General features: G+C 43.1%; 16 protein-coding genes and 1 pseudogene. 3 read left to right on the top strand and 14 right to left on the bottom strand.

Annotated elements, in window-relative coordinates; translation table 11 throughout:
• The first annotated feature begins 4 nt into the window (after positions 1-4).
• On the top strand, positions 5-2,332 hold the full coding sequence (locus tag DXA93_RS10000; RefSeq protein ID WP_006859032.1) for an ABC transporter permease: 2,328 nt from the start codon (positions 5-7) through the stop codon (positions 2,330-2,332).
• A 196-nt stretch (positions 2,333-2,528) separates the two neighbouring features.
• Here DXA93_RS10000 and DXA93_RS09990 read toward each other — a convergent pair whose 3' ends face one another.
• The 5 genes from DXA93_RS09990 to DXA93_RS09970 form a co-directional block, all read right to left on the bottom strand.
• Complete coding sequence (locus DXA93_RS09990) at positions 2,529-3,236, bottom strand: DUF6040 family protein (RefSeq protein ID WP_008394183.1); 708 nt, start codon at positions 3,234-3,236, stop codon at positions 2,529-2,531.
• Positions 3,214-4,935 carry a MobA/MobL family protein gene (locus DXA93_RS09985; protein ID WP_119208198.1) on the bottom strand — a complete coding sequence of 574 codons (1,722 nt, stop codon included), beginning with the start codon at positions 4,933-4,935 and terminating at the stop codon, positions 3,214-3,216. The genes DXA93_RS09990 and DXA93_RS09985 overlap by 23 nt, the downstream gene beginning before the upstream one ends.
• Positions 4,892-5,263, bottom strand: coding sequence for a hypothetical protein (locus tag DXA93_RS09980; protein ID WP_016304809.1), 372 nt, complete (start codon positions 5,261-5,263; stop codon positions 4,892-4,894). The genes DXA93_RS09985 and DXA93_RS09980 overlap by 44 nt, the downstream gene beginning before the upstream one ends.
• On the bottom strand, positions 5,263-5,577 hold the full coding sequence (locus DXA93_RS09975) for a hypothetical protein (RefSeq protein ID WP_008394181.1): 315 nt from the start codon (positions 5,575-5,577) through the stop codon (positions 5,263-5,265). Before DXA93_RS09975 ends, DXA93_RS09980 begins: the two co-directional genes overlap by 1 nt.
• Before the next feature lie 140 nt (positions 5,578-5,717).
• Positions 5,718-5,948, bottom strand: a complete 231-nt coding sequence (locus DXA93_RS09970; RefSeq protein WP_004843519.1) for a helix-turn-helix domain-containing protein — start codon at positions 5,946-5,948, stop codon at positions 5,718-5,720.
• Positions 5,949-6,119: 171 nt separating this feature from the next.
• Between DXA93_RS09970 and DXA93_RS09965 the strand changes: the two genes are divergently transcribed.
• Positions 6,120-6,749, top strand: a complete 630-nt coding sequence (locus DXA93_RS09965) for a helix-turn-helix domain-containing protein (protein ID WP_015530715.1) — start codon at positions 6,120-6,122, stop codon at positions 6,747-6,749.
• A gap of 86 nt (positions 6,750-6,835) precedes the next feature.
• Positions 6,836-8,131, top strand: a complete 1,296-nt coding sequence (locus DXA93_RS09960) for a tyrosine-type recombinase/integrase (RefSeq protein WP_008394179.1) — start codon at positions 6,836-6,838, stop codon at positions 8,129-8,131.
• Between the two features lie 119 nt (positions 8,132-8,250).
• On the opposite strand, the gene DXA93_RS09955 is transcribed toward DXA93_RS09960, so the two are convergent.
• From DXA93_RS09955 to DXA93_RS18500, 9 genes and pseudogenes are all read right to left on the bottom strand, one after another.
• A complete protein-coding gene (locus DXA93_RS09955; protein ID WP_119208196.1) occupies positions 8,251-11,271 on the bottom strand; it encodes a glycoside hydrolase family 2 TIM barrel-domain containing protein in 3,021 nt (1,006 codons plus the stop codon).
• A 97-nt stretch (positions 11,272-11,368) separates the two neighbouring features.
• Positions 11,369-12,175, bottom strand: a complete 807-nt coding sequence (locus tag DXA93_RS09950) for a carbohydrate ABC transporter permease (RefSeq protein ID WP_226906346.1) — start codon at positions 12,173-12,175, stop codon at positions 11,369-11,371.
• Positions 12,175-13,037, bottom strand: a pseudogene (locus DXA93_RS09945) (carbohydrate ABC transporter permease). The gene DXA93_RS09950 and the pseudogene DXA93_RS09945 overlap by 1 nt, the downstream one beginning before the upstream one ends.
• A gap of 212 nt (positions 13,038-13,249) precedes the next feature.
• A complete protein-coding gene (locus DXA93_RS09940; protein WP_118750109.1) occupies positions 13,250-14,626 on the bottom strand; it encodes an ABC transporter substrate-binding protein in 1,377 nt (458 codons plus the stop codon).
• A gap of 203 nt (positions 14,627-14,829) precedes the next feature.
• Positions 14,830-15,429, bottom strand: coding sequence for a helix-turn-helix domain-containing protein (locus DXA93_RS09935; RefSeq protein ID WP_226906344.1), 600 nt, complete (start codon positions 15,427-15,429; stop codon positions 14,830-14,832).
• 116 nt (positions 15,430-15,545) lie between these two features.
• Positions 15,546-15,770 (bottom strand): hypothetical protein, encoded by a 225-nt coding sequence (locus tag DXA93_RS18505; protein ID WP_226906343.1) that lies wholly within the window; start codon positions 15,768-15,770, stop codon positions 15,546-15,548.
• Positions 15,771-15,951: 181 nt separating this feature from the next.
• Positions 15,952-16,251 carry a cupin domain-containing protein gene (locus DXA93_RS09930; RefSeq protein ID WP_118719868.1) on the bottom strand — a complete coding sequence of 100 codons (300 nt, stop codon included), beginning with the start codon at positions 16,249-16,251 and terminating at the stop codon, positions 15,952-15,954.
• A gap of 36 nt (positions 16,252-16,287) precedes the next feature.
• Entirely contained in the window at positions 16,288-17,547 is a 1,260-nt protein-coding gene (locus DXA93_RS09925; protein WP_243109200.1) for an ATP-binding protein, read from the bottom strand.
• Positions 17,544-17,690: a hypothetical protein gene (locus tag DXA93_RS18500; protein WP_243109199.1), complete on the bottom strand. Its 147-nt coding sequence runs from the start codon at positions 17,688-17,690 to the stop codon at positions 17,544-17,546. The genes DXA93_RS09925 and DXA93_RS18500 overlap by 4 nt, the downstream gene beginning before the upstream one ends.
• Positions 17,691-17,818 lie beyond the last annotated feature (128 nt).

Genomic DNA, 17,818 nt, shown 5'->3' with positions numbered 1-17,818 from the left:
AATTATGAATTATCCTTTTGAAAATGATACCAGTGCAGTAATTAAAAAATTAGCACGAAAAAGTGTGCGTTTTGATAAGAAGAAAAACTTATTTTGCCTTTCGGCAATTATTGTAGCCGTTGCTATGATAATGATGTCGTTGCTCACAGTGCAAAATATCATTTATCAAAATCAGAAAGAAATCGAAGGATTACATCAAGGGATTTTCTTTGACATTACGCAGGACAGTAAAGAAAAGTTGTTAGCAAACGAAGAAGTAAAAAGTGTAGGACTTTCCTGTAATATCAAAACAGTGAAAGAAAATTCTAAAGAACTGTCTCTGATTTATTATGATGATGACATGCTTAGTTTGATTCCTGCCTTTGACGGAAAATATCCAGAGAAAGCAAGTGAAATTGCTGTTACAGATGCCTTTTTTGCCAGTGAAAATAAGTCTCCGGAAATCAACGCCATAGTTCAGTTGAATCTGGATGGTACTTTGAAGAATTATACTATTGTTGGTATTTATCATGATAAAACTTCTACCGCTTATCCTGTTTTTGTTTCACTTGAAAAATGCCGGGAATTACGTGGAAATAACCTGCTTAATGGATATGTTTGGCTTGAAAATGCAGATACCCTTACAAAAGACGAAGCAACAGAAATATTATCTCAAATTTCAGAGGAGACTGGACTGAATAATTGGACAGTCAGCAGTTACTATGATTATGTAAATACAACTTTGTCCTTCAGTAATTATGCGGTATATGGTGTAGTTGCTGCCATTTTGTTTTTAGCTGCCGCACTTGTAATTTACAGCATTTTCTATATTTCGGTTGGACAAAAAGTTGCTGAGTTCGGACAGCTTCGGACAATAGGGGCAAGTAAAAAGCAAATTTATAAAATAGTTCTTAAACAGGGTTATATGCTTGCAGTTCCGGGGATTTTAATTGGTAGTATCATGGGAACGATCATCAGCTATTGTCTGCAATCAAAAGGCTGGTCAGTATTTGCATTTATTGTTTCTCTATGTGGCGCATGCCTTTTTGGAATACTGCTTGTTTATATTAGTGTTCGTAAACCAGCAAAAATTGCAGCGAATACTTCTCCAATTTCCGCCCTGAAAAATCCAGTGGGAATTGTAAATTACCGCACTCACAAAAGACATCGTATTACGCCTGTATATTTAGCGAAAATCAGCTTTTCCAGAAACAGAAAAAAATCTCTATTGACCATTTTATCATTGGGACTGTGCGGAGTTATATTTTTCCTTGCAGCAAGTTATCAGAGTTCTTTTAATGCCGAGAGTATGGCTCGTTATTGGGATATGAAGTACGGAGATTTCAAAATCAGCATTGATTTAGAAAACGAAAGTGAAAATTTGGATGCTCTCTTGCAGAAAGAATATTTTTCTGATTATGTAAAGCGTGTTGGAGATATAGAGGGAGTTAGCAATATATTTACTTATGCTACCGTACCAGTTGATTTCTCAACAGACAATGATATTTCAGATAGCACCTTGATGCTCGGCTATAATGAAAAGGATTTGGCGTCGCTAAATGCAGCGGTTTTGTCTGGAAATATTACTGATGATACAGAATTAGTTGTAAGTGATCCCGAACGTATTTATGATGTTTACCATTGGAAACCTCAAATTGGGGATACTGTGACCTTTAATTTCAAAAATCATAGTGGTAAAACAATAACAAAAGCATTCAAAATTGGTGCAATCACTTCCAGCAATGATGGAATGGGTGGCTATATTTTCAGAATGCCGGAAAATATGCTCAAAGAACTTGCAGGTTATGACTGTACATACGCAATCGAAATACAAGCAGAAGCTGAATATCAGGAGATAATCGAGCAAGAACTCAAATTACTCGTTTCTGACAATAGGGATGTTCGCTTACAAACCCTTCAAGATTTTATTGTAGAACACCAATCAGACAATCGTGCAGGTTTTACATTAGCTTATGCGATTGCAGCCATCTTGTGGATATTTGCGGTCATCAATCAAATCAATCTTACTGTGACAAATCTTTTATCACAGAAACAGGAAATGGGCACACTAAAATCTATTGGTATGACAAATAAGCAGTTGAAGCAAGCATTTATGATGGAAGGTCTTTTTACTACTTTGATTGCATTGCTTATAACTGCTGTTGTTGGAATCCCCGGCGGATATGCAATCGGTATATTTTTGAAAAATGCAGGCATGTCTACGGGATTTGTATTTCCGGTTGTTGCTTTTACTCTTTTTGCTGTTGCTATGTTTATGCTTGAAAGTTTGATGACAATATTGCTTATTCATTCATGGAAGAAGCAATCTGTTATTGCAATAATGCGAAATTGATGATAGAAAGCTTTTCATATCTCGGTCAGCTCCACAATTACATTACTCTGCTGATACAGCCAGTCCGTAAATTCTTTCGGGCTGGCTGTTCCTGTTTTTACAGCCTTTTTTTCTCTGTAATACTTCTTTTCATACAGTAAATTTTCACTAGGCTGGTATGGAGTAATTTTACTGTCTATACAGTAAGTTGAAAATACTAATATGGTCTTTTTTCTAACCAAACTTTAAGATAACATCTAATTCCAACATATGCGCCCTGCGAAAGTACGAAAAGCAATAGAAGATTTACTGACAGTACTTTTTTGATTGATTCTCCAAAATAAATGACAATAGCAACACTTGTCAGTATCATTAGTAGAGTAATAACATCCCAACAGTTTTTCTTATATAATTCTATAACCTTTATTTCTATCAGTATCGCCAGCATCCCTGTTCCTGCCATACATATTCCTACAATCAATATTAGCAATAACCAATATACCATTCCGGCTATAAAAGCATTTGGAATTTTTGTACTAATCTGTGCCGCAGAATGCCCGGCATCAATCGTCCATCCGACAAAGGTTTGTATGAATGATGCTAAATCATTGAAGAATGATTTACAATCGACAAGGAACATATCTGACTGTACTGCCTGAAAAAGAGTGGTTGTCAACGAATACCATGCAAGAAGGAACAAGGTTGTTTGGAACATTACCGTTTTTGCTTTATACTGTCCTGCAAGTCGCTCTTTTTGTGTTTCGTATTTTGCTTTTGCATTCTGATAGGCTGTCCGGTTACAGGCTTCACATTTTTCATAGAGTACCGGCTTTTCTACCGGTATTTCTACGATTTTCTGATGTGTCCGGGCATAATCCCGTTCCTGTGTTAAATAGCATATTTTATCTTGACATTCCTCTATCATGACGTTTGCGCTTCGCAACTTCTCTTTCTCGATCCGCAATGCTCTGTCTGCCAGCTTCAAGTCGTTCTTTAATGCTTGAATATTCCCGGCTCTGTTCTCTTTGTTTAATTTCTCGTTCAAGGTCAGAGATTCGCTGAGCTGCGTCTTCAGTTCCACGATAAGCTGTTCTTTCTGTTCTAGTTCTTCTTGTATCTCCTCGGTCAAGAGCAGAAGTTCTTCCAACTGTTCGGCGTTCTTTGATTCTCTGGATTCGTTCATCTATATCACGTCCTTTCTCTATCTGCTGTTCCAGTTCAGCAATTCGGTGTTCTGTTTCAGTAATAAACTGTTTTCGCTGTTCAGCTTCTGTGCCAATTTCTGCCATTGCTGATTTTCGTTTTCCAAAAGCTCTATCTTCGTTTTCTGTTCTTCCATCTTGGAAAGCAGTTCCTCGGTATTTGGCAAAATGTTGAGCAGCTCGGATAACTCGTTGTTTAATTTTTGTAATTTCTGATTCTGTTTTTGCATAAGAGAGAGTTGAGTGTCCCGGTTCTGCATTTCCAGAATCATTTCTGCCATTAGGTTCTGCTGTTCTTCGATTTGACCAATCATGGATTCCATTAAGGGTATAATTTCCCGGCTTTCTTCTAATGTCATTTAATCGCTCCTTCCATAATGATAATGCACCCGATACTTTCCCAAAGGTGTTTAGTATCTTTTGCAATAACGTGTTTTGTTGTTTTATGATTTGATTTTCCGCTACTTTCCACGAGCCTTTTATTTCCTGCCCGGCAAGAAATTTTTGTTCAATCTTTCTTGCGTCAGCACCTTCATGGATGGTAGGAATCTGGAGTTTTCCCTGTTTTTCATAAGAACGGTGATCAACCTGATTATGCAAAGGAAGATGTTCATTACACACCTTTGCCCACTCACTCCGCCACAGCTCACAATTTTTGGGATTGTTCCATCCAGTAGCATCGGTCAGCACCCGTTTCCATTGCAGGCGGTTTCTTGCACCAATCTTCTGGATTCCGTTTTCGTCTAATACAGGGATACGGATTCCATGACGGTCAGGGTTTTTCTTATCCTGCCACCAGTCCGGGTGGGATTCGTCAATCACGATATTTCCGCTTTTATCTCTGACAAAATCCCAATCCTTGACTTCTTTCTTTCCCCAAGAATGATCCGGGTTAAAAGGTCGCATCGTCAGAAGCAGGTGGACATGGGGGTTGCCATCCCCTTTGTCGTGGATACTCCAATCAGCACACATTCCCTTATCCACAAATGTTTTTTGGATATAGTCGGCTGTATATTGAATCTGTTCCTGTCTGCTCCATTCTTTTGGGAGGGCAAATTCAAATGACCTGCCAAGTTGGGCATCCGCACTTTTTTCAATCTTCAATACCTCATTCCATAATCTTTGTTTCTGAAATGTGATTTTGAATTTTTCTAAAGCAGCTTCTTTATCTTCTGACCTTTTGTAGCGGACAGATTTTTGAAAGCGTTTTATATTTTCTTCTGGTACTATCTGCCATTCAGGAGGTGCGTTTTCACACATCATCAAACTGGTGTAGACCACTTCTTTTTTAGAAGTGTAATAACTGATTCTCCCGGTTTCCTCGTTTTTCATCACATCCCCATTGAGATATGCGGAAGCGGAGATAACAGATTTCCCTTTACTTCGTCCGACTATTTTGATTGTGTAATGAAAAATCGCCATATCTGGATTCCTCCTTTCTGCACATCCGGTATAGATTTCCGGCAACATTGCTTTCGATTTTAGAAAAGGCAGCATTGCCAGAACGCCCTCTGCGTAAGAGTGCCCTGCGCATAGCAGCCTGCATGGAATGCGCCTCTCTGGCGAAGAGTGCCTCCTGTGGCATGAGCAGGTCTGGCTGAAAGCCCCGCCGACGGAACGAGCCCGGCAAGCGTGAGCGCAGACCGGTTGCCACTTGTGGCAAACTTATTGGGACGACCTCTGGTTGTCCATAAGTGCGCCCTTCATGAAAAAGCAATGAAGGGAATGAAAAACTCATCCCCTCCGCCATTACACTTCCTCCATATCGGTATTTGTTTCTTTCTGCATTGCCTTTGAGAAAAATTTCCCATTGGCTTCCTGCTTTTTCAGAAAACCAATCAGCTTTGGGATGTCTTCCTCCTCAATAGTCGCACCAAGAACGGATTCCACCGCACCGCCAACCTGACAGAGCCTATGGGTTCGTTTTTTACTTTCTTCGGCTTTCTTTCGTTTTAGAAGTTCTTTCTTCTGTGCTGCATATCGTTTTGCTTTTTCAAGGCTTTCCTGTTCCTTCTTTTCCATTTCAAGCATTCGTTCTTCATAACTTTTTGTTGATTTTGCCATTCTTACATTCTCCTTTCCTTCACAAACATAAGTTCTCGGTTGCGTATCAGAAGAAGCACATGGTATAATCTTCTTGCGTGTAGGTATATCATGGCTTCGGTCTGATAGAACCTTTGGCGGTTTCTTCGGAAGCCGCCTTTTTAATTTGCCGCAGTTCTTGTTACGGCTTTTACATTTCCTCTATCCCTCAAATCACGACCTTCATTAGCTTCCATAAACATTTCCAGAATATCGGTTTTAATCAGGACTTTGCGACCAACCTTTAATACTGGAAGTTTCTTCCATTCTACAAGCTGTCTTAAGGTATTTCTGCCGATTCCCGTATAGTCAGCAGCTTCTTCGATGGATAATGCAATTTTTCTTTGCGTCATATAATCACCTCCTTATAAATTGCATTATGCAATTCTTGTGATGTAAGTATATCCTTTTCATATCTTTTTGTCAAGCGTTACGAAATATCAAAAACAAACTTTATGTTGCATATTGCAATTTTAGAAAAACAATGCTATAATTCATACATACCGAAAAAGGAGGCAGTCAGCATGAAAGATAAAGAACTACGCAAGCTGATAGGCAGCAGAGTAAAACAGCGCCGTCTGGAATTGAATCTGACACAGCCTTATGTCGCAGAAAAGATGGGGGTTACCGCTTCTACAATCCTGCGTTATGAGAATGGTTCGATTGACAATACGAAAAAAATGGTGCTGGAAGGTCTTTCGGAAGCACTCCATGTATCTGTGGAATGGCTCAAAGGGGAAACAGATGAATATGAAACCGACATTACGGATAAGAGAGAGTTACAGATTCGTGATGCGATGGGAGATATTCTGGAACAGTTACCGCTTGCCCTTACCAAAGAAGAAGATGCTTTTTCAAAAGATTTATTACTGCTGATGTTAAAACAATATGGTCTGTTTTTGGATTCCTTCCAGTTCGCCTGCAAAAATTTCAAGGGGAATGCTGGTCAGACGGATATTGCCAAAACAATAGGGTTTGAATCGAATGAGGAATATAATGAGATTATGTTCTTAAGGGAAATCACTCCTACCATCAATGCTCTTAATGAGATGGCAGACGTTGTAAGGCTCTATTCCAAGAAACCAAAAACAGCAGAACAAAGGCTTGCAAATCTTTTATCAGAAGTCTTATACGAAGATTCCGAATCGGTATAGTAAGACAACCGGAGTTATGATATACTTACACGCACGAAGCATTTCATCAGTTCCGATTGTCTAATATCGAAAGGAGATATACGATTATGGCAAAAGGATCTGTAAGAAAAAAAGGAAAGAAATGGTACTACCGCTTCTATGTAGAGGACGCAAGCGGCAATCTTGTTCAAAAAGAATGCGTTGGAACAGAAAGCAAAAGTGAAACTGAAAAGCTGCTCCGTCAGGCAATGGATGATTATGAAAAAAAGAAATTTGTTGCCAAAGCGGAAAATCTCACAGTCGGACAACTTCTGGATGTGTGGGCAGAGGAGGAATTAAAAACAGGTACGCTCAGCAATGGTACTGTGGAGAATTACCTCGGAACAATCCGAAATATCAAGAAACACCCATTGGCAGAACGGAAATTAAAAAATGTAACCTCTGAGCATTTGCAATCCTTCTTTGATTTGCTTTCCTTTGGGGGAGTTCATCCCGATGGAAAAGAGAAAAAGGGTTACAGCAAAGATTACATCCATTCTTTTTCCGCAGTCATGCAGCAGTCCTTCCGCTTTGCAGTATTTCCAAAACAGTATATTACGTTCAATCCCATGCAGTATATTAAACTGCGGTATCAGACGGACGAAGTTGATTTGTTTTCGGATGAGGACATGGACGGAAATATCCAACCAATTTCACGAGAAGATTATGAAAGACTGCTTACGTATCTTCAAAAAAAGAACCCAGCCGCAATACTTCCAATCCAGATAGCCTATTATGCCGGGCTTCGTATTGGAGAAGCCTGTGGTTTGGCATGGCAGGACGTAAATCTGGAAGAACAATGCCTTACCATAAGACGCAGCATCCGATATGATGGCTCAAAACGCAAATATATCATCGGACCAACCAAGCGGAAAAAAGTGAGGATTGTTGATTTTGGAGATACGCTGGTAGAGATTTTCCGTAATGCCCGGAAAGAGCAGTTAAAAAATCGAATGCAGTATGGAGAACTTTATCACACGAACTACTACAAAGAGGTCAAAGAGAAAAACAGAGTGTACTACGAGTATTATTGCTTAGACAGAACAGAGGAAGTCCCGGCAGATTATAAAGAAATTTCTTTCGTCTGCTTAAGACCTGATGGCTGTCTGGAACTTCCGACTACTTTGGGAACGGTATGCAGAAAGGTAGCAAAAACATTAGAGGGATTTGAAGGCTTTCATTTCCACCAGTTACGTCACACCTATGCAAGCAACCTTTTAGCAAATGGAGCTGCCCCAAAAGATGTGCAGGAATTGTTAGGACACTCAGATGTCAGTACCACAATGAACGTCTATGCTCACTCCACAAGAGATGCGAAACGAAAATCGGTTCGGCTTCTTGATAAAGTGGTAGGCAATGACTAAAAAATTTCCCTTATTTCCCTTGTGATTATCTCATAAGGGCAAAAATAAGGGAAACTACATATCATTTCACTAATGGACAGGCGGGAAAGCCTATAAAATGGGGAAAGTTAGAGAGATAATTATATAAATTCCAGTTTCTGGTCAACCGGAATCAGGTATTCCGGATGGGTCTGTGCACCCCAGCTGTCGTCTCCTCCGACACCCATCTGCTGTTTTGCCACGCGCACAACGGTGTAATGTACCTGCGGCAGTTCATACGGATGCATCGCATTTTCCAGCTCGTGCGGTGTGTACGGCAGTGCGGAAAATTCCATCTTGTCGCCGCTGAACATCATACCACGGCCCTTGCGGTTCGTCACGGTTGCCCAGCGTACACCAACCTTGTTGCCGCACTCCTGCGGAACGAGATATTTCGCCATATTGTCTTCGACTTTATTCTTATAAACGCCAAGCTTTGCTCCGGCGCAGCGGTCCACATACGTCTCCTCCGGTCCCATGCCATACCAGGTAACGTGGTCGTAATCGGCATCCAGCTTGAACATCACGCCGAATTCCGGCATATCGCCGAGCTCTTTCACCGGATCATACGTCAGCGTCGTCTGAATGCTTCCATCGCCGAAGACACGGTAGGTCAGACGGCACTCACTCGCCGGTGTGGTCGGCATTACATAGCGGTAGCTGACTTCTGCGCAGTCCTCGTGTACTTCGATTTCCGGTGCATACAGTCCCGGATAATGGCTGCCGTTCGGATATTTGTGGGACAGATACATCGAAGCAATCTTCCACTGGCTGTAACGCATCGGCATCAGGCTTCCGCAGTCATTGTCGATCGGCGCACGCCAGAAGTTCGGTTTCGGAATCATTTTGATCATCTCAACGCCGCCGTAACGGTACGATACGAGTCCGCCGTTCAGATCGGAGAACATTACATCGAAATTCTCGCCGCGCACACCAAAATCATGGTTGGAACGGATCACTTCAAATTTCGCCGGTTTTTCTGCTTTCGCCGGTGCTTCCACTTCATAAACGCCCTGTCCAAATGCAACTTCATGGCCGCGCTTGCCCCATACGGTATCTTCTTTCAGGCGGAAGGAAACGGTCACCGCATACTCTCCCGGAAGTGTCTGTACCGCGATCGGCAGCTCCACCGTTTTTTCCGAAAGCGGCTCCACCGAAACTTCCATCGGCACTTCTTTCAGTTTCTTTCCTTCTTTTTCGAGAAGTACTACGCATGCAAATGTATCGGTATTCACAAACAGGTTTTTATTTTTTACAACCGCCTTGTCTTTCTGCACGTCAATGGAAATATTCTGATAGCAGAATTTTACTTCCTGCATCTTCGGAGACGCGTCGCGCTCGCCGCCGTATACGATACCATTTCCACTGAAGTTATAATCACACGGATGGTCGTCAAAATCACCGCCATACGCCTGGAACTCTTTTCCGTAGCGGTCTTTTTTATAAATCGACTGATCGATATAGTCCCAGATAAAACCGCTCTGGAACATTGGCTCTTCCTCGGTCAGATCCATATATTTCTTCATCGCGCCGCAGGAATTTCCCATGGCATGGGCATACTCACAGCAGACGTACGGTTTTCTGCGGTCTTTCGCTAAAAATTCCCGGATCTCGTTGACCGTGGTGTACATCCGGCTTTCCATATCGCTGGTGTCGTTGTATCTGCGGTCATCGTTCACTCCCTCATAATGGACAAGGCGGTTCGGATCCATCTTCCGGTATAACTGAGACATTTCAAAAATAACCTTTCCGCCGAACGATTCATTTCCGCAGGACCAGATCAGAATCGCCGGATGGTTTTTGTCTCTCTGATACATTGAGTTGACACGGTCCAGCATGCAGTCCATCCACTCCGGGCGGTCGCATGGTACAACACCGGAGAAATCTCCGTTTCGTACCGCATCCGTATCTCTCGTTCCATGGGACTCCATGTTGCACTCCGCGATCATGTAAAGACCGTATTCATCGCACAGATCATAAATGCCGACCGCATCCGGATAATGGCAGGTACGGATTGCATTGATGTTGTTCTGTTTCATCGTTGTCAGGTCTTTGATCAGCTCTTCTCTCGAAACGACACGGCCGGATACGGAGCTGAACTCGTGGCGGTTGACGCCTTTAAAGACAATGCGTTTTCCATTCAGCATCATGATGTGGTCTTTCATCTCAAAGCGGCGGAATCCGACTCTCTGCGGAATCAGTTCCTGCACCGTTCCATCCTCTGCGGTGACTTCCAGCAGAAGATCATACAGCACCGGTGTCTCTGCGGACCACAGTTCCGGGTGATCGACTTTCAGAACAAACTGTGTTTCCCCATCCAGCACACCTTCGGTGCTCTGCAGTGCCGTTCCGTCTTTTGACAGGGTAATTTTCACTTTTCCTTTTCCGATCGTTTTCGTATCAATGACCAGATCTGCCTTCGTAAACGTATCATCCAGCAGCGTCTGTACTTTCAGATCCGAAACGTGAACCTCCGGAATCGTGTACAGATACACATCACGGTAAATACCGGAGAAACGGAAGAAATCCTGATCCTCGCACCAGCTTCCGCTCGTCCATTTGAAAACCTGCGCAGCCAGTTTATTTTCGCCCTCTTTCAGATACGGGGTCAGTTCAAACTCGGACGGAGTAAACGTATCCTCGCTGTAGCCAAGGAACGTTCCGTTCAGCCATACGGCAATACCGCTCTCTGCTCCCTGGAAGGAAACAAAAAGCCGTTTTCCTTTCATCTGATCCGGCACTTCAAAATATTTCACATAGGAAGCCGTCGGATTGAACCGCTCCGGAATCTCGCCCGGCTGGATTTCTTCTCTTCCTTCCCACGGATACTGCACATTGGCATACTGCGGTGCGTCGTATCCCTCCATCTGGATATGCGCCGGCACGCGGATATCATCCCATTTTGTGCAGTCATACTCCGGTGTCTCAAATCCCGGAATCGTGCTCTCGTAGTTCTTTGCATAGTGGAATTTCCACAGTCCATTCAGACTGTGACGGAAGTTTTCCACATGCTGCTCCATTTCTTCCACCGATCCATAATACCTGTGATCGGAATGCGCCGGTACCCGGTTCTCTCCATAATACGTCGGGTCCTTCACTTTTTCATACTGAAATACACCCATTTTTATTTTCCTCCTTCTGGAATTTTATTTTCTTTGATCTTTTGAAAAAAGGTGGATATTCATCCAAATATCCACCTTTTCTGTTCGATTCTTTTTCTTATTTTACAGCACCTGTGATACCTTCTGTGAAGCTCTTCTGGAAGCAGAAGAAAATGATTGCTGTCGGGATCGTACAGATGAATACGCCGAGCATCAGCACGCCATAATCTACAGTGTAGCCGCCGAGCAGGTTCGCTACCAGCATCGGCATGGTAATGGAATCATTGTTCTGTAAGATAACCTTTGGCCACAGATAGTTGTTCCATGCATTCATGAAGGTGATGATCGTTGCTGCCGCATAGGTCGATTTCATGGTCGGCATATACATGCGGAAGAAAATTCCTGTCTCGCTTAAACCATCCAGTCTTGCCGCTTCGATGATATCGTGCGGGAAAGAACGGGAAGCCTGACGGAACATCATAATCATAAACGGAGTGGAAATCGAAGGAAGCATAAATGCTGCCATCGTGTTGACCATTTTTAACTGTGAAAACATACGGAACATCGGGATCATGATTGCTGCGAACGGGATCATCATCGCAGTCAGAAGCACGGTAAATACCGCATCTTTCGCTTTGTCATGATAAATTTCAAATCCATAACCTGCGATTGAGCAGACCAGAAGACAAAGGACCGTCAGTACCGTTGCATTCCGGAACGAGTTCCACAGTGCAAGACGCAGGTTCTGCTGCGCAATCAGTGACTTGAAGTTTTCCATCAGATAAGTACCCGGAATCAGTTTTCCGGCAATAACATCAATACTTCTGTTCGTAGACGCGCAGAACATATAGTACAGCGGAAATACAGAAAGGAGGGATGCTACCGTTAAAACCAGATACATGAAGAATTTCTTTGTTTTTCCCATTATCGCTCGTCACCTACTTTCATCTGAATCAGTGCCAGAATGGCAACCATAATCAGGATCAGGATCGACATTGCTGCCGCATAGCCGAAGTTTGGACTCTGTACAAAGGACATGTTGTAAATGTAATGAGACATGGTCATGGTCGATTTTCCAGGACCTCCGTTTGTCAGGTTCAGGGACTCATCGAACAGCTGCAGCGTACCATTGGTAGAGGTAATCGTGGTCAGCAGGATCATCGGCTTTAACAGCGGAACGGTGATCTTGAAGAAGGTCTGCAGCGGCTTGCGCCGTCAATTTTTGCTGCTTCGTAGATTGAGTATTCAATGTTCTGCATACCGGAGAGGTAGAATACCATATTGTATCCCGTCCATCTCCAGACCAATGCGATGATGATAACGGCACGGGCTGTCCAGGCATTGGAGAACCACATGATCGGATGCATGCCAAGTCCACGCAGAACGGTGTTGATAAATCCATCGTTTGCAAACAGGGAACGGAAAATCATTGCGTAAGATACCAGCGATGTTGCGCACGGCAGGAAAATACAGGTACGGAACAGTCCCTTGAAACGCAGATCTTTGTTGTTCAGCATCGATGCAAACATCAGACCAAGGATCAGCATGATCGGCACCTGAATAATCAGGTAGAGGAAGGTGTTACTTAAAGTCTGTTTAAAAGTCGGGTCTTTTAAAATACGCGCATAGTTTGCAAATCCGTTGAATTTCAGGTTAATGCCCATACCGGTCTGCAAAGACAGGATAAATGCCTGAATCATCGGATAAAAGCTCATCCATGCGATCAGAATCGTTGCCGGAAGCAGAAAAACCCATCCGGTAAAATTCTGTTTTCTTTCCAAGTTCATTCCTTTTTTCTTCTGGCTGCTCATGGAATCTTCCTTTCTTTTTTCGCTGCGAGGTACGCTTGAAAAAATCTTTTTGCAGACAACATCGCATGTTCTCCTGCAGAAATCATTTTTCAAGCCCACCCCGGGGCAGATACAGAACGGGCCTGCTTCTGTCTGTCTAGAAGCAGACCCGTTTCTTATCGTCCTACTTTTTTACAATATGAGAAATCTTAGTTACCCATGTTGAACTCTACGGTTTCCTGTGCAGTCTGGAGTTCGCTGTCCATATCTGCTCCTGTCTGGATGATATTGGAAAGTGCGGTTCCGACAGCATCGCGTGCATCGTAGTAGAATGCTCCAGTGATGTTGGATGGAGTCTTGGTTGCGAAATCAACGATTTTTGCATAAACCGGATCATCGCTGAAGAATGCAACTGGCTGTGCATATGCTTCGGAATCTCCTGCCGGTGCCCAGGTTGCCAGAGCGCCTTTTGCGATGATGTCATCGTAAAGAGCTGTGCTGCCTGCGAAGGTAGATTTCATAAAGTCAATGGCAAGATCGGTTTTCTTGCAGTTGGAAGAAATTGCCCAGGAAGAACCACCGTTGTTGGAGTAGTTGGTTGCTCCGTCGATGCCGTCCAGTTTTGGCATATTGGTGAGCGCCCATTTACCGGACTGATCGTCATTTGCTGTGATGGAAGCCATGATCCAGCATCCGTTGATAACGCCTGCTGTGGTTCCGTTGTTGATGGATGCAATATACTGATCCCAGTCGGTAACTTCTACCAGAGTACCATCTTTTACCATCTGGCTGTAGATCTCAAGGATTGGTTTTAATGCTTTGTTGTCTACAATATTTACGGATCCGTCCTCGTTGAACAGGGACTCACCGCAGGACTGCAGCATTTCCATAACAAGGTCCGGAGATCCGGCCTGAGATGTCAGGATTGGCTGGCCTGTTTTCTCTTTGACAACTTTTGCTTTTTCCATAAAGTCATTCCAGGTAATGTCTGTGAAATCATCTACGGTAAAGCCTGCCTCTTCCAGCATATCGGTACGCAGGCACTCGATCACAGCGCCATTGTCAAACGGAATTCCGTAGTTCTTTCCATCCAGTGTAGAGTAAGCAACTTTTGCGGATGAGAATTCACCAAAGTCGATACCGGAATCGGTCAGATCTGTGAAAATGTCCGGGTAGTTGGTTGCATATTTCTGGAAGGAGTTGTCCTGCATCAGGAAGATATCCGGCAGAGTACTTAAGTCTCCTGCAGAAACTGCTGTGGTCAGGCGGGTTTCAATGTCATCGGACTGTACTTCGCTGACTTCTACTTTAAAGCCTTCGTGATCCTGTGCGTAAATCTCAGCTGCTTTCTGGATCGCATAAACGTTGAAGTTCGGGTCCCAGGTCCATACGGTTAAGGTGTTGTCATCATCTGAACCACCTTCTACTACGTCGCTGCTCTCTGATTTTGCAGTGGTGTCATCTGCTGCTGATGCATCGTTTCCGCCGTTGCTGGAGCTTGTTGTAGTTCCTCCGCTGGATCCGCATGCAGCCAGTCCAAGTACCATTGCTGATGCCATTACGATTGATACAATTTTTCTTCTCATATTGCACATCCTCCTTAAGATGTTATTTTACAACCTGACTTTTTCACATATATCGCTTAAAAGTCTTTTGGTTGTTTTGTACATTTTTTAGGTTTTTATACCCTCAACATGCACAAATTATAACAACATTCTTTCGTCTGTTGTGCGCATATTCGACTCTATCCTATGCATTTTCAACTATCTATAGATATTTTCACTTTGTTTCACCATCCTTCCTGTGTTTTTATGTCAAATTTCAACAAATTCTGCTCGTAATGTTCCGGTGCCCTCCGCCATTGCTGGGGCGAAACGCCGAGAATCTTTCGAAAATTACGATTAAAAGTGGATATTGTTGTGAATCCGCAGTGCAGTGCAATGTCACTTACGGAGGCATTTGTCTTTCTCAGCTCTTTGCACGCTGCCCGGATCCGAACCCAGTTGATATATTCCACCGGCGGCATCCGCATGGATTCCTGAAAAATACGGCGCAGATGTGTCTCACTGATGTGGCACACATCCGCAAGTTCTTCAATCCGGATGCTCTCGTGGAAATTTTCCCCGATATAATTGAGCGCAGGAAGAATCAGGGCAATGCTGGCATCATCCAGAATGGCATTCTTTTCCTGCGTCTCATCTTTTTCATTCCATCTCGCAATCTGCATCAGAAGCGCCCGCGTCAGCCCCTTTACTTCTTCCAGATAAAATTCCTCTTTTTCATCCATGCATTTAATAATCAGTTTGATCAGCTCCGCCACCTCAGGTCTGTCCTCATTTTTCGAGTAATGAGCCCTCTGGTTGATGCGGGAAATCAGCTTCTGTGCCATACGCGAATTATCCTTATACAGTTTTGTGATAAAGCCTTCCACATCAATAAACAGCCATGCCCAGGAGCACAGACTGTTTTCCTTTGAGTTTGTCGTATGTGGAAAGTTCTTTGGTACTACCGTAAATGCCCCCCGTCGTACGGAATTTCTTTATCTTCCAGGACAATTGTCCCCTCACCGTAATAGCAGACGCCGATCTCCATCATATTATGAAAATGCAGGTAATCAATCTGGTAACCGTAATTCTGCACCCACTTTTCTCCCAGAAGTGCCAGCACCGGACATTTTTCCGGCACTTCATAAAAGCGGTACTCCATTTTCATCTTTTTCTTTCTGCTCATACAGCCACCCCCTCGAAATAGTAACTCCATCATACCATGTACTGTTTTTTCCTACAAGCAAACCTGCAGAACCTGCCACTCATCTGTTCCCTTCGTATGCATGGAAACAAAAAAACTGCCGAAAAAGCTTCTCTTTCAAAATCTCTTTCGACAGTTTCCTTTCCTCTGACAGAATTTTTTATCATGCTTCTTTTTTCTGAATCATCGCCAGAAATACCAGCGGCTCGTCTCCTTTGCAGGAAATCGCATGCCCGTTTCCGTCCTCGCAGAAGGTCGTCATTTCTGCCTCCACCGGATACGTCTTGTCGTTGTCCTGGTACAGACCCTCTCCTGATAAAATGTGATATACTTCCGTCTCACCGTGATGCTCATGATAGGAAAGCTCATCCCCCGGCAAAATCGTCACTTTTGCAAATAAGGTTACTTTTCCCGAAAGGCGGTCGCCCTCCAGGAGTTTTTCTGTTGTGTGTTTGTCTGCCATAATTTTTTCCTCGCTTCATTTTGTATTTCCATTCACTTAATTCATCTCATCACCTGCAGAGATGTGAGAATCCTTGCTGTAAGCCCCTTCTAAGAACGCTTTCTCATCCACCCCTGCCAGATATCTTTTCAGCAAAAAAGCACAAAAATACGGAAACGTATAAATCTGCTCTCCGTATCCCATGTTACTGCCTGTAAATTTAATTCCGCAGTGGATGTCCGCATACTTTTTCCCGCTGATTAAAGTTCGTATGGATTTTGCCATTCCATTCTGTGCTTTAACCTCGACCGGAATCAGCGCATTTGCTGTCCGGACAAAAAAATCCTGCTCCAGTGAAGAATCGTCCCGTTTATAATAATACAGCCGGTAACCTGATTTTACCAATGCTTCTCCGACAACATTCTCATAAAGCGCACCTTTGTATACACCAAGATTTTTATTGCTTCTTAAATTCACCTGGGCTTCTTCATCAAGCATGGCTACCAGCAAACCACTGTCTGCGAAGTAAAGCTTGTATTTCGTTTCATCATAATTTCCCTGCAATGGTAATTCCGGAAAATTCATACAATAGCATACATTGACCATTCCCGCATCATGCAGCCATTCGATACAGCCGCGGTAATCACGGAATCTCGCTCCTGATGCCACTTTTGAAATCTGAAACTTTTTGTTATCCTTGGCAAGCTGCACCGGAATATGGTTGAATACATTTAAAATTCTGGTCTGATCCATTCCTTCCGCATATTTGCGAATGTCCTCTTTATAGTCTGCAATCAGCTGTCTCTGTACTTCCAGTGAGCCCTCAAATGTTCCCTTTTCGACAAATTCCCGCACAACAGCCGGCATTCCGCCCAGAATACAGTAGTCTAAAAAGAGTTCACTGTACACCGCCATCTCTACTTCATTAAACGGCTTCAGCGTCCGCATATGTTCCAGCATATCCTCTACCGTGCTGTCATCATATCCTTTCGCCCACAAAAATTCTTCAAAATCCAGAGAAAACATTTCATAATCGGATTTATAGCCAACACTGTTGCTTTCAATTTTCCGGTAATTGTTCCCAATCATAGAGCCACTGCAGATCACGTCGAATCTGCCATCGATTTTAAAGAATTTCAGTGCAGTTGCAATCTCCGGAAATTCCTGCAGCTCGTCAAAAAAGAGCAGGGTCTCGCCTTCTATAAAACGTTTTGACGGATCAATCCTGGAAATATTTTTGATAATACCTTCCGCTTTGTATCCATCCGTTGTAATCATTTTATACTTTGGTTCTTCTACAAAATTAATACTGATCACACTTTTATAGTTTTGCTCTCCAAACCGCCGGATGGATTCGGTTTTCCCACCTGCCGCGGTCCTTTTACAATCAACGGTTTCCGGTCCGGATTGCTTTTCCATGCACTCAGAAAAAAATCGATTTTTCGTTTTAAATAAAGCATCTCTTTCGCGCACCTCCTCTGCTTATTCTGATGCTTTTATTATATTCTTAACCGCAAAGGAAAACAACTTTTTTCACAAAATCAGAGGGAATTTTTCTATCTTATTCACATTTTCTGAGCGACTTTAC

The sequence above is a fragment of the Blautia sp. OF09-25XD genome (assembly GCF_003482095.1).
Taxonomy (GTDB): domain Bacteria; phylum Bacillota; class Clostridia; order Lachnospirales; family Lachnospiraceae; genus Fusicatenibacter; species Fusicatenibacter saccharivorans.
The sequence above is the reverse complement of the archived record's forward strand: the minus strand, read 5'-3'. Positions and strand labels throughout refer to the sequence as shown.

Bases quoted from the DNA above. Each gene is read 5' to 3' on its own strand.
- DXA93_RS09970 (WP_004843519.1), bottom strand. From the start codon at position 5,948: ATGACGCAAAGAAAAATTGCATTATCCATCGAAGAAGCTGCTGACTAT.
- DXA93_RS09955 (WP_119208196.1), bottom strand. From the start codon at position 11,271: ATGGGTGTATTTCAGTATGAAAAAGTGAAGGACCCGACGTATTATGGA.
- DXA93_RS18500 (WP_243109199.1), bottom strand. From the start codon at position 17,690: ATGCTTTATTTAAAACGAAAAATCGATTTTTTTCTGAGTGCATGGAAA.
- DXA93_RS09990 (WP_008394183.1), bottom strand. From the start codon at position 3,236: ATGATAGAGGAATGTCAAGATAAAATATGCTATTTAACACAGGAACGG.
- DXA93_RS09975 (WP_008394181.1), bottom strand. From the start codon at position 5,577: ATGGCAAAATCAACAAAAAGTTATGAAGAACGAATGCTTGAAATGGAA.
- DXA93_RS09930 (WP_118719868.1), bottom strand. From the start codon at position 16,251: ATGGCAGACAAACACACAACAGAAAAACTCCTGGAGGGCGACCGCCTT.
- DXA93_RS18505 (WP_226906343.1), bottom strand. From the start codon at position 15,770: ATGAGCAGAAAGAAAAAGATGAAAATGGAGTACCGCTTTTATGAAGTG.
- DXA93_RS09935 (WP_226906344.1), bottom strand. From the start codon at position 15,429: ATGGCACAGAAGCTGATTTCCCGCATCAACCAGAGGGCTCATTACTCG.
- DXA93_RS09985 (WP_119208198.1), bottom strand. From the start codon at position 4,935: ATGGCGATTTTTCATTACACAATCAAAATAGTCGGACGAAGTAAAGGG.
- DXA93_RS09950 (WP_226906346.1), bottom strand. From the start codon at position 12,175: ATGGGAAAAACAAAGAAATTCTTCATGTATCTGGTTTTAACGGTAGCA.
- DXA93_RS09965 (WP_015530715.1), top strand. From the start codon at position 6,120: ATGAAAGATAAAGAACTACGCAAGCTGATAGGCAGCAGAGTAAAACAG.
- DXA93_RS10000 (WP_006859032.1), top strand. From the start codon at position 5: ATGAATTATCCTTTTGAAAATGATACCAGTGCAGTAATTAAAAAATTA.
- DXA93_RS09980 (WP_016304809.1), bottom strand. From the start codon at position 5,263: ATGGCGGAGGGGATGAGTTTTTCATTCCCTTCATTGCTTTTTCATGAA.
- DXA93_RS09960 (WP_008394179.1), top strand. From the start codon at position 6,836: ATGGCAAAAGGATCTGTAAGAAAAAAAGGAAAGAAATGGTACTACCGC.
- DXA93_RS09940 (WP_118750109.1), bottom strand. From the start codon at position 14,626: ATGAGAAGAAAAATTGTATCAATCGTAATGGCATCAGCAATGGTACTT.